The sequence below is a fragment of the Armatimonadota bacterium genome, assembly GCA_016125185.1.
Taxonomy (GTDB): Bacteria; Armatimonadota; Fimbriimonadia; order Fimbriimonadales; family Fimbriimonadaceae; genus Fimbriimonas.
Genome location: WGMG01000006.1, coordinates 1,011,774 through 1,033,469 on the forward strand (window position 1 = coordinate 1,011,774; position 21,696 = coordinate 1,033,469).

Below are 21,696 nucleotides of genomic sequence, written 5' to 3' on the forward strand. Positions count from 1 at the left end.
ATGATTTCGCTGTTGCTTGCGTCCCATGCCGTCCTTCAAGCCAACTCAACCGAGGTCACCGTCTACAACGGCGGCTACGGTTTCGTGAAGGACGTGCGCGAACTCGATCTCAAGGCGGGCGTTCAACCCGTGGTCATCGACGATGTGGCCGAGAAAATCGACGCGACAAGCGTCGGATTCAAATGCCTCAGCGATCCTGGCTCATTTTCGGTGTTGGAGCAGAACTACCGCTACGACTTGGTTTCACCGGAAGCCATCCTGCAGAAGTCGTTGGGTAAGCGCATCCGGTTTACACGCACCGTTGGCGGCAAGAAGGAATCGGTCGAGGGAGTGCTTCTCAGTTCACCTACGGCAGTGGTCAACAACGGCGACGGTGCCAGCTATCAGTACAACGGGTTGGTCATCCGCACCGACGATGGGCGAATTCTCCTCTCGCCCAACGGCGAGATCGACGTCCTCCAAATGCCCGAAGGTCTGATCTCCAAGCCATCGCTTTTGTGGCAGGTGGACAGCGCCAAGGACCAGCGTGCTAAGGTCGAGTTGAGCTACCTCACGGAAGGCATCAAGTGGTCTGCCAGCTATGTGATGACCCTTGGCAAAAGCAATGTGGGTGACCTTCAAGGCTGGGTGACGCTCGATAACCAGTCGGGCTACAACTTCCGAGACGCGACGCTAAAGCTTTTGGCGGGTGACGTTCATCGAACTGAGAGACGTTACACCCGAGGGACAGTCTTCAGCGGTAGATCTGGAATCAACACGATTAATGGTTCGCCGATGGTCGAGGAGGGCCTGTTCGAGTACCACCTTTACACTCTCCAGCGACCGGCAACCGTCCTCAACAATCAGACCAAACAGCTTGGCCTCCTTGAAGCCACCGACATCCCCATGCAAAAAGTCATCCGGGTCGATTCATATGAAAACGACCCGCGAGCCAATGTGACTGGCGAAACACAGGATTTCGCCGGATCGGTACACCTGCTCTTTACCAACGACAAAAAGTCGCACCTGGGAATGCCGATGCCTGCCGGGAAGATTCGATTCTTCCAGCGAGATCAGAAAGGCTCTCTGCAATTCATCGGCGAAGATGCGATCAAGCACACGCCCCGCGATGAGAAGCTCGACCTCACAGTCGGAAACGCCTTCGACGTTCGGGCCAGCCGCAAGAAGATTGGCTACACAAAGCTGTCATCGCGATCGGCCCGCATCGACTACGTGATGGAAGTGCGCAATCGCAAAGACTCGACGGCAAACATTCACCTGTACGAGCACGCCATGCCCTTTAGCTACACGGATTGGAAGATTTCGAAAGCCAGCGATAAGTTCGCTAAAGTCGATGCCCGCTCCGTCCTTTTCGCCCTCGACCTCAAGCCCAACGAGGTCAAAGAAGTTCGCTTTTCGGTGGAAGCCAAGTGGTAGCCGCCAACCCTTAGGAACACAAACATGATTGGAACTCTCCTTGCCATTCACGCCCTTCTTCAGCCGGGCTCAACCGAAGTCACGGTCTATAACCAGGGCCTCGGCTTTATCAAAGACGTTCGAACCCTTAAGCTCCGAAAGGGGACGCAGAACATCGTCGTCGAAGATGTCGCCCAGATGATCGACGCGACGAGCGTCGGGTTCAAATGTTTGAACAACCCTGGCTCGGTCTCGATACTGGAACAGAACTACCAGTACGATCTGATCTCGCCCGAAGCGATCCTCCAGAAATCGGTCGGCAAACGCATTCGCTTCACACGGACAATGGGAACCCAAAAGGAATCCGTCGAAGGCGTGCTCCTGAATTCGCCAACGTCCGTTGTGAACAATGGCGATGGCCCGACGATGCAGTACAACGGTCTCGTTATCCGCACCGACGACGGGCGAATTCTGCTCTCGCCGGAAGGGGAGATCGACGTTCTCGAAATGCCTGAAGGGTTGATCTCGAAACCGTCCCTGTTGTGGCAGGTCGACAGCGACCGCGATCAGGACGCGAAGATGGAGTTGAGCTATTTGACGCAAGGGATGAAGTGGAGCGCTAACTACGTTCTGACCATGGGCGACAGTGGGTCCGCCGACCTGCAAGGCTGGGTGACATTGGATAACCAGTCGGGTGTGTCGTTTGACAATGCAACGCTGAAACTTTTGGCGGGAGATGTGAATGTGGTTCAAAATGCACTCCCTCTTGCCGCAGATGGCATTGCCATCAAGGCCGCACCAGCGGCCAAAGCCCCGATGTCAGAAGAGAGTCTCTTCGAGTACCACCTTTACACCCTGGACCGCCCGGCGACGGTGAAGAACAAGGAGACCAAACAACTGAGCCTGCTGGAGGGATTCAACATTCCGGTGCAAAAGGTCCTGTATTACGAAGGCTATGCGAACATGGGCGGCAACGAGGATGAATCCAAGAATGAGGCGGCTCAGGTTCGCATCAAGTTCATCAACGACAAGAAGAGCAACCTTGGAATGCCGATGCCGGCGGGCAAGATGCGGCTGTACCAACGCGACAGCAAGGGCTCGGTGCAGTTCCTCGGCGAGGACATGATCAACCACACGCCGAAGGACGAGAAGATTTCGTTGGAGGTCGGAACCGCTTTCGACGTCCGTATCGATCGAAAGCCGACCAATTACGTGAAGCTGGGACGGGACTCGAAGAACAACACCAATGCCGCCCGCATCTCGTACGAGCTGGAGGTTCGCAACCACAAGGAAGAGCCAGTGACGGTGTACCTATACGAGCACGAATCAGGCGATTGGCGTGTGGTCGAAAAGTCGCAGGACTATATTAAGGATGACGCGAGTACGATCGTTTTCGAGGTTCGCCTTGCCGCAGGTGAGACGAAGAAAGTGACGTATTCGGTTGAATCCAAATGGTGAAATCAAAATGGCAGTGGGGGTTGTATTTCTCCCCCACCCTGGCTTTCATGGTCTGCCTAGCCTTGTCTATGACAACACGACATGGAAATGACCGGGGCATTGCGATGTTGCCATTACTTTGCATCGTTGCAGCACTCCCGATGTTCGCGTTGGTAACTCTTCTTATGTGGCTATCTCAGCGAAGTCGTGAGTACTTGATGTTGTTCTTCCTTGCTTTTCTGCAATTCGTGTTCTGTCTAGCACTCGGTTTCGTCCAGATCGTTTTGAACGCATAAGAAGTCTTAGACATTCGTGAACAATCCGAACCTGTTTCGGTAACCCATAGGTACGATGGGCGGTAGTGCCATGAAGACCCTCTCCCTGGTCGGTGTCGCGTGCTTTTCCGCCCTGTCGTTTGCCCAAGCGAAGCACACTTTTACGTTTGGTGGGCCGAACAACAGCGAATTCCTTCTGGATGGTAAGCCGTTTCAGATTCGGTCTGGTGAGATCGACCCCGGGCGGATTCCCGCCGAATACTGGCGGCATCGAATCCAGATGGCGAAGGCGATGGGTCTGAATACCATCGCGCCGTACATTTTCTGGAACGATCACGAGCAGACGGAAGGGAAGTTCGACTTCAAATCCGGCTCACGAAACATCGGCCGGTTCATCGATATCTGCCGTGAGGAAGGGATGTGGGTGCTCTTGCGCCCGGGCCCATATGTCTGCGGCGAGTGGGATGGCGGTGGGCTGCCCTGGTTCCTTTGGAAGGACCCCAAGCTCAAGATTCGGTCGAACGACGATCCGAAGTACATGGACGCCGTCGCAAAGTACCTGCACGAACTCGCAAAGGTCGTCAAACCGAGGATGATCGACCGAGGTGGGCCAATCGTGATGGTCCAGATCGAAAACGAATACGGCAGCTACCCTCGGCACGACCGAAGCCATATGGCGTGGCTAGAGGCAACGTGGAAAAAGGAAGGCGTCAACGGTCCGTTTTCAACCTCGGATGGCCCGGCTGAGTATAACCTGAAGGATTCTAGCCTGCCCGGCGCAGCCGTCGGACTCGATAGTGGTTTGAGCGAGGCCGACTGGACGCTCGCTCGGCGCATCAATCCAGGTGTGCCCGTCTTCTCCGGTGAGACCTACCCGGGCTGGTTGCGGCACTGGGGGGAGAAAAATTGGGAGCCATCCAACGTGTCCAAAGAGCTGAAGTTCTACATGGACACCAAGAAGTCGTTCAACCTATACCTGGTGCACGGGGGTACCAACTTCGGCTTCACAACCGGTGCGAATAGCGGTGGGAAGGGGTTCGAGCCCGACCTGACCAGCTACGACTATGGATGTCCGATCAACGAGCAAGGGAACCCGACGAAGGAGTATTTCGAGTATCGAAATCTTATTGCAAGCTACCTACCGAGCGAGCTTGTTCCGGCGGTGCCGAAGCCGATCCCCGCGATGGAGATTCCGGCAATCGACATGATGCCGATCTCGGATATTTGGCACGTTTTGGCACGAAAGCAGACGTCGGTTGAACCTAAAACCTTTGCCGAGCTTGGGCAGAACCAGGGCTTGGTCGTGTATGAGACGAAGATAAAGAGAGGTGATATATCTAGTCTCTCTTTTGATAAAGTATGCGACTACGGTTTGGTTTTTGTGAACAGACGGTACGTCGGCAGCCTGGACCGACGCCTTGGCCAGAAAGAGATGGAGTTACCGGCAAGCGATCATGACCAGACATTGGAAATTGTGGTCGAAGGAATGGGTCGCATCAACTTCTCGGCGGCGATGGAGACGGATCGAAAGGGCATTTTTTCGCCGAAGTTGAACGGCCAACCGTTAACTGACTGGACGATGTATCCGATCCCGCTGGACTCGCGGATGATTGATCGACTGGGATCGACCCGAGGAACGACTTCGGGCAAGGGGCAGTTTTTCCGTGGAACCTTCGAGTTGCCGTCAACCGCCGATACCTATCTGGATATGCGGGAATACGGCAAAGGGGTAGTTTGGGTGAATGGGCACAACCTTGGCCGATACTGGAGCATCGGTCCGCAGTTCCGTCTCTTTTGCCCCGGTGTCTGGCTGAGGAAGGGAAGAAATACGATTACGGTTTTGGATTTGGAGGGGACCGAGGGTCATGAGATTAGGGGTTTTAAGGTTCCGTAAATTTGTCCTGCTACGGCAAGCAGTTCTCTACCTCACCAGTTGCCCCCGATTCACTTCGTTCATTGCCCTTTGGCGGGGTCCAACGACAAGCTCCTGACGTCGCGGCAACATCCTCTCCTGGGAGAGCCTGTCGCACAGCAGTTTTTCTAAACTTTTGACGCCTCATTTGTCGCCGCCATAATGGCGGGGTCGTCCCGAATGTCGGGACTCCTCGGACCATTTCAGGTTAGAAGTCGTCCGGGGGTCTACGCTCGTACCTCGCTCCGACCGCCCGGCTACCATCTGTGATCCCTCCGGGATCAGGTTTTCGCTTGCGATGCGACAGGCTCTAAAAGGGGAGGAAATCTAGCCCAAGAGCACGGCCCCGTTTCCTGACTCAAGTCAAGGACACTTACCCGTGCTGGAACTGCCTTCAAAGCAGGAATCGTGGTTAAGCGTTACGAATTTTCATGATGGATTTTCCCCTCCCGTCACCTGACATGAGTCAGATGACACCCTTCCACGTTGGAACCGCCTTTGTGGCAGTTCAAACTGCGGACCCTCCAGATATCCCATGGAGAATCTGGAGAGGGAAGTGAGCCTCCCGTTGTTTGCTACATCGTTCCGTAAAGGCGATCGCCGAAGTCGCCGAGGCCGGGGACGATGTACTTTTTGTCATTCAGTCGCTCATCGACTGATGCCGTGAAGATTGGGACCTCGGGGTGCTGGGACTGGAGGAATTCGATGCCTTCGGGGGCAGAGATCACGGAAACCATCACTACTTCCTTCGCTCCAGCGACCTTGAGTTGGCCGATAGCTTGAGCGGCTGAGCCGCCGGTGGCAAGCATGGGGTCGAGGCACAGGGTAAATCGTCCTTCGAGCGAAGGGAGTTTCATGTAGTAGCTTCGTGCGATGGCGGTATCCTCGTGCCGCTCCAGGCCGACGTAACCCACCTTCACATCCGGGAAGAGTTGGAGCACCGGCTCCAGCATCGAAAGTCCGGCGCGGAGGATCGGCACGGCGGCGATGCCTTCGCCCAAAACCTTGGTCTCGCATTGCGTGAGCGGGGTGGTGACCGTCGCACAGGTTTGGGCCAGGCCTTTGGTCGCCTCGATGACCAAGAGCGTAGTCAAATGGTTGGCCACCCGGCGGAAGCGCTCGGGCTGGGTTTCTTGATCCCGCAACTGCGAAAGATAGTGTTGAGCGAGCGGGTGGTCGACGACGGTAACCGGCATATTTCTATTGTCCCGCGTCGAATAGACAAGTTTCAACTTGTCATGAGGGCTCAAAAAGGTTCAGAATTACATTTCTCTTAACGTAATGAGCAAACGCAGAGTCACCGGATTGATCTTAGCGGCTGGAAAAGGCACGCGCATGAAGTCCGATCTTCCGAAGTGTCTGCACCAGGTTTGCGGCGTTCCGATGGTCAAATTGGTGGCCGATTCACTCCAAGCCGCGGGCGCGGACGAAATCGTGATCGTGGTTGGACACGGCGGAGAAGAGATCGTCAAGAGCCTTGGCACCGGCTATCAGTACGCTTGGCAACGCGAACAGCACGGCACCGGTCACGCGGTTCAATGCGCTCTAGCCGAAGTTGGACCGATCGACGGAACGGTTATGATCGTCTGCGGCGACACACCGCTCATTTCTTCCGAATACTTCCGCGAGTTTCTGTGTGGGCACATCAACTCCGAACGGGTTTGTTCGCTTTCGGTGGCGAAGCTGCCGGATGCTCACGGCTATGGACGGGTTGAGATTTCGGGCGGCGATGCAAAGCGGATCATCGAGCAAAAGGACGCCAATGACGCCGAGAAGCAAATCAGCACGGCCAATGCGGGGATGTACTGCGTAGAAGGCCCGGCTTTGTCCGAAGCGCTGGCGACCCTAAAGAACGACAATGCCCAGGGCGAGTACTACCTGACCGATATTGTCGCCTACTTTGACGCGACCAACCGACCCGTCAATGCTTTTATTTCTAAGGACCCGGCGATCCTGATGGGGGTTAATGACCGGAAGCAGCTCGCGGAAGCCAACGGCATCCTTCGCAAATCGATCCTTGAAAAGCATATGCTGGCGGGAGTCACGATCGTCGATCCGAATAACACGTACATTGGCCCCTACGTTCAGATCGAGCAGGATACGATCATCGAGCCGGGAACGCATCTGATCGGCGATACGAAGATTGGCTCGAAGACAACCATCGGCCCTAACACTCGCCTGGTGAATGTTCAGGTCGGCAGTGGGACATTGATCTTTTTGAGCAACGCCGACACCGCCGTGATCGGGTCGGATGTGAAGATCGGTCCCTACGCGAACATCCGTCCGAAGAGTACACTGGAGGACGGCGTGCGAATCGGCAACTTCGTCGAAATCAATCGCTCCACCCTCCACGAGGGCGTCAAAGCTAGCCACCTTACGTACATCGGCGACGCCGAAATTGGTGCGGAAACCAATATCGGCGCGGGAACGATCACGTGCAATTTTGACGGATTCATCAAGAGTCGAACCCAAATCGGGTCCGACGCGTTCATTGGTTCGAACTCGACCCTGGTTGCCCCGGTTGTAATCGGGGACGGAGTCATTGTTGCCGCCGGCAGCGTCATCACCCAAGACGTTCCGGCTGGGAGCGGAGCGTTCGGTAGAGCGCGCCAGGAGAATAAGGAAGGGTGGGCCGCAAGGTGGCGGGAGAAAAAAAGGAATGGTTGAACAAGCGCTAATGACTACTTCCAGCGAAACATTTACGAACGGGTTGAAGCTCTTTGCCGGGAACGCAAACCCGACGCTGGCCGCCCGGGTTGCCGCCGAACTCGGAGTCGAACTCGGAAATCTCCGGGCCTCCAAGTTCGCCGACGGTGAGATTCGAATCGAGATTCAGGAGTCCGCCCGTGGCGCCGACGTCTTTATTCTCCAACCCACCTGTGCACCCACGAACGACAACTTGATGGAGTTGTTCATCCTCCTTGATGCCTTCCGCCGAGCCTCGGCCAAGCGCATCACGGTCGTGATGCCGTACTACGGCTACGCTCGGCAGGACAAGAAGATTAAGCCGCGTGAGCCGATCACGGCCCGCTTGGTGGCAGACATGGTGGAAATGTGCGGCGCGAATCGCGTGGTCACGCTCGATCTTCACGCCGACCAGATTCAGGGTTTCTTCAACATTCCAGTCGATCACCTGTACGGCGGTCCGATCCTCGGCGAATACTTCATCCAGAACGGCCTGAAAGGACGCCCCGACGTCTGCGTTGTGGCACCCGACGTCGGCGGTGTTGGCCGAGCCAAGAAACTGGCCGACATGCTTGAGTGTCCGTTCATCGTTATCGCCAAGCGGCGTCCGGCTCCGAACACGGTCGAAGTCGTGGAGATTGTGGGTGATTTCACGGGTAAGCGCTGCGTGATGATCGATGACATGATCGACACCGGCGGTTCCATTGCCAGCGGCGCGCAGGCTCTGCTGGACCGGGGGGCAAAAGAGATCATCGCCTGCTGTACCCACGCGATTCTGAGCGATCCGGCCTGCGAGCGACTGCAGAATAGCTGTATCAGCGAAGTGGTGGTGCTCGACACGGTGTACTTGCCCAAAGACAAAGAATTTCCCAAACTGACCGTTTTGAGCGCGGCCCCGCTCATCGCCAGCGCGATCAAGCGCATCCACAACGATGAGTCGGTCAGCGAGCTATTCGGTCCTTGGGGATAACGACAACGGATTAAGACACGTGAGCGATGGGGAGGGGAAACAAGCCGAAATGACTTGGGTGCTGAAGCGTTCTGTAACGGACCCGGATAAGTTCGACAAGCTCAAGATGATCTATGGCTTGGCGATTCTTTTTGCAATTATCGCGGCTTTTGCAACAAAAAACCTGGTCTTGCCCGTCGTCTGTTTGGTGGTGCTGGTCGCTTCTACATATGAGTTTTTCGGGGGTCGTAAGTTTGCCCTCACTCAGACTGTCGCCAAGTCGGGTCCCAACGAGATCGCTTGGGGTGCCGTTCGCTCGGTTCACGTCCGAAGCGAAGAGATTTACCTTTCCCCTTTTAGCAAGGAATCGAAGCTCGATGCATTTCGAGGGGTCAAATTAAGCATTCAGAACGTCTCAAAGGAAAACGTTTTGGAATTCATACGGGAGCACGTCGGTCAAGATGTTCAATTTTTGGGAGAATGATCTGACCGCCGAAGAGACGGACAAGCTGCTGGGCAAGTGCGCGGCAGAGATTCGTCGTCGCAAATTGGAGGCTCCTGCTATCGCTTTCCTGGAGATGCACAAGCCCATCGCGAATGTCTTCGCGCACGCCGGTCTGGCCACTGCTCCCTTCCTGGTGCCCCTCTTCGGCTTCGATTTCATTAATGACTATAGCAATTTGCTTCAAAAGCGGGATAATGTCGAACGGCTTATCTGCATGCTGGAGGAGCCGCCGGATCCAGAGACGCCGGAGGCGTCTGAGTCCGGCAAAACAACGGAGGAGGAATTATGCCAGACAAAATATGGAGCAACGCAAGCACCGCCCTAGGCGCCCAGAACTGGGACACGGGTTGGTTTGCTCAGCTGTTCACGCTCATTTTCATGGTGTTCATTGTGGTGAACATCGTGCGGGCAAGGTCGAAGAAGGAACTCTTTATACGAAGAATTCCCGGCCTGAACGCGATCGACGAAGCGGTGGGACGCGCCACGGAAATGGGCCGACCTATCTTGATGGTGCCCGGTCTTTCGGATCCGGTCAACGCCATCGCGGTGCAGGCGATCAACATCTGCGCCTACGTCACGCGGACCGCGGCAAAATTTTCGAACCCGATTCTGATGTGCGCCTACTCGGCGTCGATGTACACCCTCGCTCAGGAGGTTATCCGCGACGTCTACCAAGAGGAGGGCGTGCCAGAGCGATACGATCCAGACTCCGTGCGATTCATCTCTGACCGCCAGTTCGCTTTTGCTGCCGGCGTTTCGGGCATTATCCACCGCGAGCAGACGGCAGCCGCCTTCTTCCTCGGCGAATTCTACGCCGAGTCGCTCATTTTTGCCGAAACCGCCAACTCGATCGGCGCGATTCAGGTTGCCTCCTCCACCGAAGCCACCCAGACGCCGTTCTTCATCGCCGCTTGCGACTATGTTCTCATCGGCGACGAGTTCTACGCTGCATCGGCCTACCTGACCCGCGAACCGGTGCTGGTGGGAAGTCTGATCGGCCAGGACTGGGCAAAGGTCTTCGCTATCGGCTGTATCCTCTGCGGCGCTCTCTCGCAGTCGATCGTCTCTTGCGGACATGCCAAGAACGTCGAAAACGCAGTCGCTCAGGCGGCTGGCTCGGAAGACGCCAAGAAAGCGAACCTGGCCAAGGTCAAAGAGGACGAGAAAAAGGTCTTTGCCTTCTCCAAGCTCTTCCGACCTGACGACGTGCCCGACGACGTGAAGGAAGAGGTCAAGAAGTCGCGCACCGCTAATCCGGACGCCCCGGCTCCGACCCCCGCTCCTGCTGCAGGAGGTAGCAATTAATGGATCCTAAAAAGCTCTCCTTCTGGAGCATCGACCCGACCCAAGGGAAGCTGACCATGATGGTCTTGCTGACCGTTTTGATCGGATTCGGTATCGTCTTCGCTCTCTCTAAGCTCCCCACGCAGGGTCGCAAGCCGATCACGTGGATTCTGACTTTCATTTCGGGCGGCGTGTTCGTCCTCTTCCAATACTGGCCGCAGCCGATCAGCTTCGACAAGGCCACTCAGCTTCCCTCGAATATGGTTGAGAGCGTTGGAAGCGGATTAAACGACGCGACAAGCGTCTTTGGAACGATTTCTCAGGTTCTAGCAGCATTCATGCTCGGTCTGGGAATCTTTAGTATCCTCCGCATCCACGGTACCAAGATCGCCAAACAGCAAAAGGACTGGGGATTCAGCCTAGTGCTGCTGACAGCCATGGTCCTCATGATCGTGTTCGGCTTTTGGGACTTCCACATTCGCACGAACCTGCGAACCACGGACTTCGATAACCCGTCGAATTGGGGCGGCGTGAACATGATGCGGGACTTCCTTTTCGAAGGCCTGCTTCAGCAGATGGACGCGGCGATGTTCTCGATCATCGCGTTCTTTATCCTCTCGGCCGCTTACCGAGCGTTCCGAGCGAGGTCGATCGAAGCGACGATCCTCCTCGGTACCGCGCTCCTGGTCATCATCAGCTTGATGGGAGCCGTTGCCGCCGGATGGGATGATTCGGTGGCTGCTATCGCCGGTAAGGGCCCAGCCAGCAACTTCCTGTTGAACTTTAAGGTCACGGAGATTGCGAACTGGATCAAGAACACTTTCCAAACACCCTCGATTACCGGCATTAAGTTCGGTATCGGTCTCGGAACGCTGAGTATGGCGCTCCGAATCTGGCTCGGTCTTGAGCGAGGAGGCAAGTCGTGAAAGCCACGGGAATTCCAAAACATATCGTCTATCTTCTGCTCATCGTTTGCGCCACGGTGCCGTTGTTCTTCAACATCAAGGTGCCGGGCAAACCGACCGACAGTTCGGCCGACTTCTTTAAGCACATCATGTCGCTGAACGAAGGCGACACGATCTTGCTGGGATCGGACTGGACCGGTTCGACGCGCGGCGAGAGTAAAGCTCAAATGATCGCAGTGTTGAAGATTCTCATGCGAAAGCATGTGAAGATCGCTCTTTGGTCGACTGCCGACCCGCAGGCGCCTCGTGTCGCTCAGGACACCATTGCTGAGGTCAACGAGATGATCAAGAAGGAAGGCGGCACACCCTACGTTCGTTGGCAGGACTGGGTGCAGTGTGGCTTCTATCCGAGTTCGGACGTGGCGATCAATAACGTCGCCAACGACGTTCGGAAGGCCTTTGCCGGGAAGCGCGACACGGATACTTCCGGTCAGCTTCGACCCGTATTCGAATCGCCTGTCTTGCAAAACATCACAAAGGTCGAGGACTTTAAGTTGGTGCTAGATATGACAGCCAGCAAGACGTCGGATTATCACGTGCAGTTCGTATCGGGCAAGCACGTCCCGCTCATGTTTGCGGTGACCGGTGTTATGGTTCCCGAGACACAGGTGTACTACAACTCCGGGCAGATCGCTGGATTCCTGGGTGGACTGAAGGGCGTGTTTGACCTGGAGTCGATGATGGACAACGGCCTGAACGTCCCCGACGCCAACGGCAAGATCGCCAATCCTTCGGTGAAGGTGTCAGATAAGATCGAGGGATTCCCCGATCCTCAGCATACGGGTAAGAACGTCGGCAACGGTACGAAGTACTACCCAACCCTTCACGCGACGCTGATCCTCATGATCGTGCTGATCGTGATTGGCAACTTCGAGATGATCAAGGCTCGAAAGGTGGCAGGTAAGTAATGGATCTCGGACTCTTTCAAACACTCGAAAAAGGCGCCGGGGTCATCGTTACCATCGGTCTCTTCAGCGTTCTGTACAAGGAGAACAAGTTCTTCCGCTTCTGCGAGCACCTCTTCCTTGGCCTTGCTGCCGGATGGGCGCTAGTGGCCATCTGGACGGAAACGCTTTCCAGCGTTTGGTGGGACAAGATGATGGGCACCATCGACGAGACCTCCAAGCAAGGGGCGACGGCGGGCTTGTGGATCTATGCGATCCTGCTGCCCATCGGCTTCATGAGCTACACGGTGTTCAGCAAGAAGCACAACTGGATGAGCCGCATCCCGCTGGGAATTATTCTCGGCATTTGGTCGGGTCAGCAGATTCAGTCGTACTTCGACACCTACGGACCGCAGGTTCGCGCGGGGATGAAACCGATCTTCCCGACAACGGGCCAGTTCTTGGTGCCGGCGCCGGACAGCGGAATCGATCCCTCCATCGTCGGAGCGCACGTCTATATCTCGACGGCGATCTCGAACTTCCTGTTCATGTTCACCTTGGTCAGCGTCCTGAGCTACTTCCTGTTCAGCTTCGACGTGAAGAACAAGGCGATCCTCAAGGTCAACATGATGGGCCGCTACCTGCTGATGATCGGTTTCGGCGCGATCTTTGGTACGACGGTTATGATGCGCTTCACGCTCGTCATCGACCGCATGTACTTCATCTGGATCGAGTTCTTCCAAAAGATCATCCTGCGGCAGTAGGGTCGTAGAAAGAGCGTATGGAAACGACAGTCGAAGCCATCGTGCTCCGACGACGAGACAGTGGTGAGTCGGATCGGCGACTCACCATCTTCTCTCGGGAGTTGGGAAAAATCGACGTCGTTGCCAAGGGCGCTCGGAAGCCAACTTCACGCCTGCGCGGCGTTTCTGAGCCGTTGAACGTCGGAATCTTCACGTATGCCGACGGTAAGAAGCAACGCTTTGTGACCTCGGCTCAGCCTCGGAGCGCTTTTCCGGGCTTACGGCTGGACTTTGACCGGCTGAACCTCGGCCTCAGCTGGGGGGAGATACTCGGACAGATATTGCCCTACGAAGACCCGTTTGAGGAGGCGTTCGAACTTTGCTTGGATACGCTGGGCCACCTCGAGTCGTCGCCTTCGCCGATGGCGGCTCTCGCTTGGGGCGAAGTGAAGCTATTGGAACTCAGCGGCTTCTTGCCGTCGTTTAACCGATGTGTCGTCACCGGGAGCCGAATTTTGGAGTCCTACGGGTTCTTTTCTCCGTCTTCGGGAGGATACGTGGTGAGCGAGCATGCGGCGGGCCTCACCGACCGGTACCAGGTGCGGGCAGAAGTGCTGTACGGACTCGCCGCATTGGTCGATCTCGACCGTCCGCCGACTAACTTAAAGTTTTGCTTTGAATGCCTCGTTGCCTTACAATCGTTTTGGGAATACGTTTGCGAGGTGCCCCTTCCGGCGCGCCAACACCTACTTGCTTCCCTGCGAACCGAATCTTAATGTAAAATCTTGGAGAAATCATGCGTATTGGACCAGTTTTAGCCATCGGAGCGGCGTTGCTCACCCTCATCGGATGCTCGGGCGGCAGCGGAGGCTTCTCAAGTCGTAAGGCCGACGCCAAGGCTGGAGTCTTCCGATATCCGCTTCCTACCACTCCCACCTCCCTCGACCCTTCGAAGGTGCAGGACGGCGACACCATCGATGTCGTTCAGCAAGTCTTCGAAGGACTCATGAAATGGGACGAGAACAACCGCGCCGTTCCCAACCTTGCCGAAAGCTATGACCTGAGCGCGGATAAGAAGACCTACACGTTCCACCTGAAGCATGGCATCAAGTTCAGCAATGGCCGGGAAGTGAAGGCCGAAGACTTCAAGTGGTGCTGGGAGCGCACGACCAATCCGAAGTTCACGAGTCCCACTGCCGGCACCTACATGGCCGACATTATGGGCGTGAACGACCGCCTGAATTTTAAGGGCGACGGCGACGCCCCCGCGCTTTCGGGCGTGACGGCGAAGGACGACTATACGCTGGAAGTCACCATCGACAAGCCGCGTCCGTACTTCCTGGACAAGCTCACATACGCCTGTACCTACGTTTTCGCCAAGGAAGCACTTCCTGATCCACTGAAGGACATGGCCACGCCGGAACAGATGATTGGCACGGGCCCCTTCAAGATGGATACGGTTATCCCCGAGCAGATCGTGACGCTGGTGGCCAACAAGGACTATCACGACGGCGCGCCGAAGCTTGAGCGGATCGAGCGACCGATCATCAAGGATGCGCAGAGCCGCCTGAATAAGTACAAGACGGGCGAGATCGATCTTTGCCCGCTAGAGCGCGAAGACCTTCCGGCGATTCAGAAAGACCCCGTCCTCAGTAAACAGCTCAAGTTCTTTGATCGACCCGCGATGTACTACCTCGGCATGAACTGTTCGACGGTTCCGGCCCTGAAGGATCGACGCGTTCGACAGGCCATCGCCATGGCTCTGGATCGAGATAAGATTGTCAACGAGGTGCTGGGCGGCATCAACCGCCGGGCGGATTCGATCATTCCTCCCGGTGTGAAGTACTACCGTGAAAAGACGGCCATGCTGCCGTTCGACATCACGAAAGCAAAGACACTGCTGGCTCAGGCTGGCTTCCCGGACGGCAAAGGCTTCCCGGACCTTGACTTCTGCTACCGAGACGGCCGACCGGACGTCGAAATCGTCGCGCAGGCCATTCAGCAGCAACTTCGCCAGAACCTGGGCATCAACCTGCACCCGAAGAAGATCGAATGGGGTGCGTACCTGCAAAAGTACAACACGAAGACGATGCCGATCTACCACATGCGATGGGCGGCTGACTATCTGGACCCCGAGAACTTCCTCTCGCTCCTGCTGGCTAGCTATGGCAACGAAAACAAGCTGAACTATCATAACCCGGCGTATGACGCCCTTTGCCGCGAAGCGGATACGAGCTTCGACGACGCCAAGCGCGCCGAGCTTTACGCCAAGGCCGAGGACATGGTGCTTCAGGACGCTCCGTTCGTGCCGATCTACTTCCAGAAGGATGCCGAACTGATCAGCGATCGCGTGTCCGGTATTCGAGAGTCCGCTTTCGGACACCTTCCGCATACGACTACTAGCGTCCAATGATGGATCCCGACAGCGGTTCGGAACTGATACTGGCTAAATTCCCTCGGGCTGGAGTCCCGAGGGATATGCATCTTCGACCTCTTTCGATCCCGTTTGGTAGCGATACCGGCTGGCAGAGCCAGGGAGGGGCGACCGACAAGCACCCTTGCCGCGGACTTCCGTCGTCGCTGACGATCGCGGTCCCAAAGGATCGATTCGTTACCAAGATTCACTTTCTTGGGGTCTTCGCTCTTTTCTCGAACGGCGACCCTAAAGGCGGTCGGGGCGCCGTCATCCAGTTTTTCAAAGGCAGCACGGCTGTCCATACGATCGAGTTGATCCGCAACCGACATTATCGTGACGCTCACGAATCCGAGCTACTGGAGAACTTTTTTGGGGACGGAAGTTCGATTGAGACGGTGGGATGTGTGTTTTTGGACTCTACGCGGGTGAGGCTGGATATTTTGACCGTCGAAGCTCCGCCGGAAATTTCGTTCGACCAGATCGTGTTTAAGGACCTTGGGTTGGCGTCGTCGTTCGTCATTTACGACGTCGCGTTCGAGTGTCCGAGAGCCAATAAGTGCCCGTTCCATTCCTCCAGCCACGGCATTCCCTTGTCTGAGCTTGGTGCCATCGTGCGATTGCGTGATCGAGTGCGGTTTCAGAAGGCGATGCAGCAGGTGCATGCGGCTTTCGAGAAGTCGGCGGACTTGGATGAAGTGCGGAGCGAGGCGTTGACGTTTTTAGCCATCGTGACGGCGGGAATGCTGGAGGCCGGCGGGTCCAGGTCGCTCCACAAGATTCAATTGGAAGCCGCCCGAGGATTTGACAAGTGCCAGTCGGTCGAGGAGATCGAAGCAATGTCAACCGAAATGATCCACCGGATCGTCGGCGATTGGTTGAACACGGACGAGGTTCAGCCGAGGATTGTGGAGAAGGCGCTGTCGGTGGTGGATCGTCACTTCGCAGCGAATATCTCGGACGACGTGGTGGCTAACCAGGTTGGCCTCAGCACTTCGCACTTCCGCTATCTGTTTAAGCAGGCGGTGGGCAAGCCGTTCCATCAATACCTGATCGCGACGCGTTTGGAGAAGGCGAAGGTGATGCTCGAGAGTGGGCAGGGAAGCGTCTCCGAGATTGCTAACGCCGTTGGGTTTTCCGGCCTGGCTAGCTTTAGCCGGGCGTTTACGCAACGCTTTGGCACCAGCCCGTCAGAGTTCAAAAAGGTCCGCGGTCTATGATCGAAGTCAAGGACCTGTCGCACTCGTTCGGTAAGACTCAGGTCCTGAAGGACATCTCGCTGTTTGTTGCCGAGGGCGAAATCCTCGGTGTGATGGGAAGTAGCGGCGGCGGCAAGACGACGCTCTTGCGATGCATTTCTGGGCTGATCAATCCCACTCAAGGGAAGATCACGGTGGATGGCGTCGACGTAAAGGCGAATCCCGAAGAAGCCCGGTTGCGGATGGGCATGGTCTTTCAGGGTGCGGCGCTGTTCGACTACCTTAACGTCGAGCAGAATGTGTTGTTCGGAGTTCGACGTCATTTGCGGCTTTCGAAGACCGAAGAAGCTAGCTTGCTCAAAGACACGCTGAATCGTGTTGGCCTTGTGGGAAGCGAGAACCTGGAGCCGTCCGAGCTGAGCGGAGGGATGCGCAAGCGAGTAGGTATGGCGCGGGCCATCGCGCTCAATCCCAAGGTCCTGCTGTACGACGAGCCGACGACCGGCCTCGACCCGATTACGACTTATCAGATCGACGAACTCGTCGCCGAACTTCGGCAGACGCTCGGCATGACCAGTGTCCTCGTCAGCCACGACCTTATCAGTGTCCAGCGGACCGTCGATCGAGTTGCGTTCCTGCACAAGGGCGAAATCGTCTTCTTGGGCACCCCAGAAGAGTTCCTTGAATCCGATCATCCGGCCATTCGCGAAGTAGTCGAAAAGTCCCAAGCAAAAACCCTCACCAAATTCTAGTGAACTTGGTACTATACGAGTCGTTTAGACCTTCTACTGACAGTTGGAACGCAAATCGAACATGAAGAACGTACTTAAACTTTTAATCGCCACTGCAGCCATGAGTGTGATGGCTGTTTCCGCTTTTGCCCAAGGCGCCGGCCCTGCCGGTGGCGCTAAGGGAGGCCAGCGTGCTGGCGGACCCGGTGGCCCTGGCGGTCCCGGCGGAATGCGCCGAGGTGGCATCCTCAACTTCGACCAACCGATCCTCGACAAGCTGAAGCTGACGGCCGATCAGCAGAAGAAGGTCAAGGCTCTGAAGGCCGAAACCCAGAAGAAGGGTGAAGAGCTCCGAAAGAGCATGGCTGCCGCCAACAAGGGTGAAGCTCCTAAGCCGGGCGAGCGACCGAAGATGTCTCCCGAAATGCGAGAGAAGTTCAAGGCTATCACCGAGGGCTACCAAGCTGGTCTGAAGAAGATTCTGACGCCGACGCAGTTCGCGGACTACGAGAAGGGCATCAAGGAAATGCGAGCCAAGATGCGAGGCGGCGCAGGCGGTCCTGGCGCTGGCGCAGCTGGTAAGGGCAAAGGCAACAAGAAGGGCGGTACGCCTCCTCCTCAAGCCTAAGCCTCGGCTTCGGTAAAAGAAATTACGATCCCCGCCTATGGCGGGGATTTTCTTTTGCGATTGGGAAAGTATTGCCGGGTCGTCCTCGTCATCTTGATTTGGTGGTACAGACTCACCCGGCGCATATAGTCGGCGAGTCCTAGTCTTTCGGGAAGAAAAAGGTGGCTTCCGTCGGTTAGGTGGAGGATGACGGTGTTGTCGACTCCTTCGCCGAGCGTGAGTTCGAACATTTCGTCCATGTCCTTGATCGGGATACGTCGCTTCAGGAAGCGAAATCTCAGGTTGATCGCTTCGTCATCGACAAAGACTCCCTCGTCGGCGACATAAAACCAAGCTGAGAAGGCTAGGGCGAACAAGGTCGTAATTGCAGAGACGACCGCGCCAAAACCGTAGTCCGTGACCGTAAAGGCGATGAACGCCGTTACCCCTAGCAGCGTAATCGGAATCCAGAAGGCGGCGTAGCAACCCTTGGGAACTCGGTATTCGGCGATCTCGTCGCGCGTTGGGCGTTGGATGACGATTGAGTCTAGTGTACGCCTATAGGTTCAAGACCATGCCCCATTCTGGGCTTTGATCTGGATCGTGGCACAGTCGCTCACCAATTCTTTGGGCACCGGTCTTTTCATACAATCGATGGGCTTCTTCTAGGCGCTTATCCGACCAGATTTCCATGCGCTTGCACCATCTAGCCTTAGCTGCGTCGATGACCGTGCGCCAGAGCCCCGAGCCAACGCCTTTACCGCGCGTTTCGGCGAGGACGTAGAGCCTCTCGATCGAGCAGTCGCACCCAGCGCCGCGCACAAAGCCGTCTACCATAACGGTCGCATCGCCATTGGGAAAGGCAGAGAAGACCTCCAGGGCTGCCGTGCCGACGACCTTACCATCGAGTTCCGCCACCCAGAACTGACCACCGTGGTCAAAGTAGTAGGTTTGGATGTCGTAGAGGTCCTTGTGATAGTCCTCGGGGTCCCACGGCCACCCGTACTCCTCGTAAACGGTGCGAATCACGTGCTGAATTCCGGGCTCGTCGGCGCGGGTAGCAAGGCGGATCGTGAGTGTGGTCGTCACCTAGATATTATGGCTGAGCTACAGCATGAGCTGGTAGAACACCGTGTCCAGCCACTGGCCAAATTTGTAGCCGATTTCTCGGTAGTGGGCGACCTTCTCGAATCCAAATGACTCGTGGAGCCGGATGCTGGCGATTTGGGACGCTTCCATGCCGCCGAGCATTGTGTGGTGGCCATGCTCCTTGGCCAGGCGAATAAGCTCGGCCAAAAGAGCTTTGCCAATCCCGCGTCCATGAAAGCGATGGTCGATGTAGACCGACGTTTCGACGGTGTTACCGTACGCCGGGCGAGGGCGGTGGACGGATAGGGAAGCCCAACCGACTACCTTGTTATCGACTTCGTAGACGAGCACGGGATGCTTCTCCGAATGGCCGTTCAACCACTCAACGCGTTCTTCTCGGGTCACCGGTTCGAGGTGGAACGTGCAGGTTGAATGGTGCACGTAATAGTTGTACACATCGTTGATGGCATCGGCGTCGGCCTCGGTTGCCAGGCGAATCGGAGAATCCACCTCCTCATTTTGCTTCGAATCGGCCATCCCTTGCAATTTCAGGGTCGGATCAGAAATAATCTAAGTCCTGGATCGTTAGCTCAGTTGGTAGAGCAGCTGACTCTTAATCAGCGGGTCGTAGGTTCGAGCCCTACACGGTCCACCATTAGAAATAAGTTCAATTAGCCCTCGAAAGAGGGCTATTTTATTTCCAGTATAGTGAAGTTGACACCACTTTTGACACCAAAGAGATTCGACAAATGAATGATTTGGAATGTGTCTGTTATGATTCGTGGGACTTAAATTTGTTGGCTTGTCCTCGAATACCGCTAGATTGGAATGAATCTAAGCACTGGATGCAGTTTCTTTAGCGGTGAATGAATGCGATTGCAGGAGCGCGTGTCTTTCCTCCCAATCTGGCATATAGCTTTTGAGAAATGCCTTGAATATTCGACCATGGTTAGGGGCAAGCTGATGAACGAGCTCATGAACAATCACATACTCGCCAAGCTCCTTAGGTAAATCTAGAAGCTCCGAATTCAAGGTCATCCATCCTCGTCTGCTCATTGATCCCCATTTCTTCTTCAGGGGCAGTATTCTAATGCCCGATACTTCTAAACCCATCTTTGTCGCCCAATTACGAGCGGTCCACCGAAGTTCTGCTGGGCTCAGCCAATGATTTATCATGAGCTAGACTCCCTAACAAACGTCTTAGCATCGCCCTCTGATAGCCGCCTTGTTTCAAATGGAATCGTGGAAATATAGAAATTTGTAGTATCTCCTGCAAGTCTCCTAGGATAAGTTTCGTAAGCACTTTCCCTAAATAATGAGTCGGATTGAAATTTCAGTTCGTGCATCCAAGCGAGATTTTCTAGATCAATTGACTCGTGGTTTGGTTCGTCATTCGATTCATTGGGAACCTTGATATCACCTGGTAGTCTGCCGGATGTATTGGTTCGCGTAACCGGGAGGTCATGGGACAAAACAGGTACGGTATCACTGAATGTACTACCTAATGTTTGTTCCACTCCATTGGTGGTATGTTGGACCTCTGCCCATCCGATCGACGAGGCATGGAGCGGTTTTGTAACTGTATATAATCGCTTCCGCTTCTTTGACTCTCTGCATCCAAATATTGACGCAGCTAGCTCTTGCGCGGCAGTGGCTCCCGACAGCGAGTGAAGGCCGAACGACACGTTAACCCAACTTTCTGTGAATTCATTTATGGTTTCAACTATCGCGGCCTCTACAATCGAAACAAAGAGGCCAATCCTCACAAGTTGTTTTGAAGCAATCAAAATACTGAATGCGTCATACCCCCATCTCTGGACAGTGATAACTTTGTGACAATACTGCGGAATAGTTTTTTGAAGTCGAGACTCGATAACTTTAGACGCACGCTCCAAAGCTCGATCGAGCATTATTGGTGAGTCGATCCTGTTCAAGATGTTTGAAGTGCCATCGATGTCGACGAATGCTAGCAAAGTCATGTCGTCTTGCTGTGAATGGTCGCTTCTTTTATTGGTCTGGCTCTCGATACTGGCAAGCATCTTCTCCCTGGCAACTTTGCATTGTTCAGATTCACCATAGATCAGTTCAGTTTCATCTCCAATCATGCAGAGCCACCTTTTGTATTCTTTAATCCATCCGTAGCTGCTCGAGAACGAGTCAAGGTTATTTCTGGCAGCCTTAAGTCTCTCCACCCTCTCAAGTCCGAGGCGTGTCACGCTGTCACTATATGGCCCATTGATTACATCACAGTAATGTTGCCCTCCTTCAAAAAAAATATCTAATTGTGACTGCCTGACCCACTTACCTGGCCCAAAGTATTGCCTCATCAGTTCTCCAGTTCTCTGAGCTAACTTGGCGACTCCATTTTCGTTAATCCCAATTGTCCTCGAAAAAAATGCACGCTCAAGAAACCTTCTATCCGCCTTGCCTTTTGCCAGCATGGCCAAAATCAAAGCACCTGGTGCCGTCGTAAGTGGCGGAGCTTCTTTAAGCTTGAGGCATTCTCCATCATGAATTCCAAGCTTTATCGGAAATTCGCTAAGGAGGTAAATGTAAGTTTTTCTCATGTCAGAGGTTTGTCAGTCATTAGTGAGTGAGTTGTCAGAGACGATCAGGCTTGAAT

At 55.2% G+C, this 21,696-nt stretch carries 22 protein-coding genes, 1 tRNA gene and 1 pseudogene; 17 read left to right on the forward strand and 7 right to left on the reverse strand.

Features of this window, described 5'->3' with window-relative positions; all coding sequences use genetic code 11:
- From GC165_12670 to GC165_12680, 3 genes are all read left to right on the forward strand, one after another.
- Positions 1-1,416, forward strand: coding sequence for a DUF4139 domain-containing protein (locus tag GC165_12670; GenBank protein MBI1333720.1), 1,416 nt, complete (start codon positions 1-3; stop codon positions 1,414-1,416).
- 24 nt (positions 1,417-1,440) lie between these two features.
- Positions 1,441-2,853 (forward strand): DUF4139 domain-containing protein, encoded by a 1,413-nt coding sequence (locus GC165_12675; protein MBI1333721.1) that lies wholly within the window; start codon positions 1,441-1,443, stop codon positions 2,851-2,853.
- Positions 2,854-3,198: 345 nt separating this feature from the next.
- Positions 3,199-5,001 (forward strand): beta-galactosidase, encoded by a 1,803-nt coding sequence (locus GC165_12680; GenBank protein ID MBI1333722.1) that lies wholly within the window; start codon positions 3,199-3,201, stop codon positions 4,999-5,001.
- A gap of 593 nt (positions 5,002-5,594) precedes the next feature.
- On the opposite strand, the gene GC165_12685 is transcribed toward GC165_12680, so the two are convergent.
- Positions 5,595-6,215 (reverse strand): uracil phosphoribosyltransferase, encoded by a 621-nt coding sequence (locus tag GC165_12685; GenBank protein ID MBI1333723.1) that lies wholly within the window; start codon positions 6,213-6,215, stop codon positions 5,595-5,597.
- Between the two features lie 85 nt (positions 6,216-6,300).
- On the opposite strand from GC165_12685, the gene glmU reads away from it, so the two are divergent.
- Genes glmU through GC165_12745 form a run of 12 tightly spaced genes read left to right on the forward strand, consistent with a single transcriptional unit; the run spans position 6,301 to position 17,398 of the window.
- Positions 6,301-7,686 (forward strand): UDP-N-acetylglucosamine diphosphorylase/glucosamine-1-phosphate N-acetyltransferase, encoded by a 1,386-nt coding sequence (gene glmU, locus GC165_12690; protein MBI1333724.1) that lies wholly within the window; start codon positions 6,301-6,303, stop codon positions 7,684-7,686.
- A gap of 10 nt (positions 7,687-7,696) precedes the next feature.
- Positions 7,697-8,674 carry a ribose-phosphate diphosphokinase gene (gene prs / locus GC165_12695; GenBank protein MBI1333725.1) on the forward strand — a complete coding sequence of 326 codons (978 nt, stop codon included), beginning with the start codon at positions 7,697-7,699 and terminating at the stop codon, positions 8,672-8,674.
- Positions 8,675-8,732: 58 nt separating this feature from the next.
- A complete protein-coding gene (locus GC165_12700; GenBank protein MBI1333726.1) occupies positions 8,733-9,137 on the forward strand; it encodes a hypothetical protein in 405 nt (134 codons plus the stop codon).
- Positions 9,115-9,483 (forward strand): hypothetical protein, encoded by a 369-nt coding sequence (locus GC165_12705; protein ID MBI1333727.1) that lies wholly within the window; start codon positions 9,115-9,117, stop codon positions 9,481-9,483. The genes GC165_12700 and GC165_12705 overlap by 23 nt, the downstream gene beginning before the upstream one ends.
- Positions 9,444-10,463: a hypothetical protein gene (locus GC165_12710; protein MBI1333728.1), complete on the forward strand. Its 1,020-nt coding sequence runs from the start codon at positions 9,444-9,446 to the stop codon at positions 10,461-10,463. The genes GC165_12705 and GC165_12710 overlap by 40 nt, the downstream gene beginning before the upstream one ends.
- Positions 10,463-11,368, forward strand: coding sequence for a hypothetical protein (locus tag GC165_12715; protein ID MBI1333729.1), 906 nt, complete (start codon positions 10,463-10,465; stop codon positions 11,366-11,368). Before GC165_12710 ends, GC165_12715 begins: the two co-directional genes overlap by 1 nt.
- Entirely contained in the window at positions 11,365-12,315 is a 951-nt protein-coding gene (locus tag GC165_12720) for a hypothetical protein (GenBank protein ID MBI1333730.1), read from the forward strand. Before GC165_12715 ends, GC165_12720 begins: the two co-directional genes overlap by 4 nt.
- Positions 12,315-13,055 (forward strand): hypothetical protein, encoded by a 741-nt coding sequence (locus GC165_12725; protein MBI1333731.1) that lies wholly within the window; start codon positions 12,315-12,317, stop codon positions 13,053-13,055. The genes GC165_12720 and GC165_12725 overlap by 1 nt, the downstream gene beginning before the upstream one ends.
- 17 nt (positions 13,056-13,072) lie before the next feature.
- Positions 13,073-13,810, forward strand: a complete 738-nt coding sequence (recO, locus tag GC165_12730) for a DNA repair protein RecO (protein ID MBI1333732.1) — start codon at positions 13,073-13,075, stop codon at positions 13,808-13,810.
- Between the two features lie 20 nt (positions 13,811-13,830).
- Positions 13,831-15,447 (forward strand): hypothetical protein, encoded by a 1,617-nt coding sequence (locus GC165_12735; protein MBI1333733.1) that lies wholly within the window; start codon positions 13,831-13,833, stop codon positions 15,445-15,447.
- The gene (locus GC165_12740; GenBank protein MBI1333734.1) at positions 15,444-16,667 is read left to right on the forward strand and encodes a helix-turn-helix domain-containing protein; all 1,224 of its coding nucleotides are present in this window, start codon (positions 15,444-15,446) and stop codon (positions 16,665-16,667) included. The genes GC165_12735 and GC165_12740 overlap by 4 nt, the downstream gene beginning before the upstream one ends.
- Positions 16,664-17,398 carry an ATP-binding cassette domain-containing protein gene (locus tag GC165_12745; protein MBI1333735.1) on the forward strand — a complete coding sequence of 245 codons (735 nt, stop codon included), beginning with the start codon at positions 16,664-16,666 and terminating at the stop codon, positions 17,396-17,398. Before GC165_12740 ends, GC165_12745 begins: the two co-directional genes overlap by 4 nt.
- 132 nt (positions 17,399-17,530) lie before the next feature.
- Here GC165_12745 and GC165_12750 read toward each other — a convergent pair.
- A pseudogene (locus tag GC165_12750) lies at positions 17,531-17,608 on the reverse strand (DUF4390 domain-containing protein).
- Here GC165_12750 and GC165_12755 point away from each other — a divergent pair.
- The gene (locus GC165_12755; protein ID MBI1333736.1) at positions 17,607-18,005 is read left to right on the forward strand and encodes a hypothetical protein; all 399 of its coding nucleotides are present in this window, start codon (positions 17,607-17,609) and stop codon (positions 18,003-18,005) included. The pseudogene GC165_12750 and the gene GC165_12755 sit on opposite strands and share 2 nt — an antisense overlap.
- Before the next feature lie 35 nt (positions 18,006-18,040).
- On the opposite strand, the gene GC165_12760 is transcribed toward GC165_12755, so the two are convergent.
- From GC165_12760 to GC165_12770, 3 genes are all read right to left on the reverse strand, one after another.
- On the reverse strand, positions 18,041-18,361 hold the full coding sequence (locus GC165_12760; GenBank protein ID MBI1333737.1) for a hypothetical protein: 321 nt from the start codon (positions 18,359-18,361) through the stop codon (positions 18,041-18,043).
- A gap of 181 nt (positions 18,362-18,542) precedes the next feature.
- Positions 18,543-19,073 (reverse strand): GNAT family N-acetyltransferase, encoded by a 531-nt coding sequence (locus tag GC165_12765; protein ID MBI1333738.1) that lies wholly within the window; start codon positions 19,071-19,073, stop codon positions 18,543-18,545.
- 18 nt (positions 19,074-19,091) lie between these two features.
- Complete coding sequence (locus GC165_12770) at positions 19,092-19,583, reverse strand: GNAT family N-acetyltransferase (protein MBI1333739.1); 492 nt, start codon at positions 19,581-19,583, stop codon at positions 19,092-19,094.
- A gap of 69 nt (positions 19,584-19,652) precedes the next feature.
- On the opposite strand from GC165_12770, the gene GC165_12775 reads away from it, so the two are divergent.
- A tRNA-Lys gene (locus GC165_12775) sits at positions 19,653-19,728 on the forward strand.
- Positions 19,729-19,907: 179 nt separating this feature from the next.
- Here the strand turns inward: GC165_12775 and GC165_12780 are convergent.
- Positions 19,908-20,249 (reverse strand): DUF45 domain-containing protein, encoded by a 342-nt coding sequence (locus tag GC165_12780; protein MBI1333740.1) that lies wholly within the window; start codon positions 20,247-20,249, stop codon positions 19,908-19,910.
- Entirely contained in the window at positions 20,246-21,640 is a 1,395-nt protein-coding gene (locus GC165_12785; protein MBI1333741.1) for a hypothetical protein, read from the reverse strand. The genes GC165_12780 and GC165_12785 overlap by 4 nt, the downstream gene beginning before the upstream one ends.
- Between the last annotated feature and the right edge of the window lie 56 nt (positions 21,641-21,696).

Excerpts from the sequence above, each read along its gene's own strand:
- GC165_12740 (MBI1333734.1), top strand. The coding sequence starts at position 15,444 with ATGATGGATCCCGACAGCGGTTCGGAACTGATACTGGCTAAATTCCCT.
- GC165_12725 (MBI1333731.1), top strand. The coding sequence starts at position 12,315 with ATGGATCTCGGACTCTTTCAAACACTCGAAAAAGGCGCCGGGGTCATC.
- GC165_12745 (MBI1333735.1), top strand. The coding sequence starts at position 16,664 with ATGATCGAAGTCAAGGACCTGTCGCACTCGTTCGGTAAGACTCAGGTC.
- GC165_12680 (MBI1333722.1), top strand. The coding sequence starts at position 3,199 with ATGAAGACCCTCTCCCTGGTCGGTGTCGCGTGCTTTTCCGCCCTGTCG.
- GC165_12780 (MBI1333740.1), bottom strand. The coding sequence starts at position 20,249 with ATGATAAATCATTGGCTGAGCCCAGCAGAACTTCGGTGGACCGCTCGT.
- GC165_12685 (MBI1333723.1), bottom strand. The coding sequence starts at position 6,215 with ATGCCGGTTACCGTCGTCGACCACCCGCTCGCTCAACACTATCTTTCG.
- GC165_12710 (MBI1333728.1), top strand. The coding sequence starts at position 9,444 with ATGCCAGACAAAATATGGAGCAACGCAAGCACCGCCCTAGGCGCCCAG.
- GC165_12755 (MBI1333736.1), top strand. The coding sequence starts at position 17,607 with ATGCGCCGAGGTGGCATCCTCAACTTCGACCAACCGATCCTCGACAAG.
- prs (MBI1333725.1), top strand. The coding sequence starts at position 7,697 with ATGACTACTTCCAGCGAAACATTTACGAACGGGTTGAAGCTCTTTGCC.
- GC165_12670 (MBI1333720.1), top strand. The coding sequence starts at position 1 with ATGATTTCGCTGTTGCTTGCGTCCCATGCCGTCCTTCAAGCCAACTCA.
- GC165_12785 (MBI1333741.1), bottom strand. The coding sequence starts at position 21,640 with ATGAGAAAAACTTACATTTACCTCCTTAGCGAATTTCCGATAAAGCTT.
- recO (MBI1333732.1), top strand. The coding sequence starts at position 13,073 with ATGGAAACGACAGTCGAAGCCATCGTGCTCCGACGACGAGACAGTGGT.
- GC165_12735 (MBI1333733.1), top strand. The coding sequence starts at position 13,831 with ATGCGTATTGGACCAGTTTTAGCCATCGGAGCGGCGTTGCTCACCCTC.
- glmU (MBI1333724.1), top strand. The coding sequence starts at position 6,301 with ATGAGCAAACGCAGAGTCACCGGATTGATCTTAGCGGCTGGAAAAGGC.
- GC165_12705 (MBI1333727.1), top strand. The coding sequence starts at position 9,115 with ATGTTCAATTTTTGGGAGAATGATCTGACCGCCGAAGAGACGGACAAG.
- GC165_12715 (MBI1333729.1), top strand. The coding sequence starts at position 10,463 with ATGGATCCTAAAAAGCTCTCCTTCTGGAGCATCGACCCGACCCAAGGG.
- GC165_12675 (MBI1333721.1), top strand. The coding sequence starts at position 1,441 with ATGATTGGAACTCTCCTTGCCATTCACGCCCTTCTTCAGCCGGGCTCA.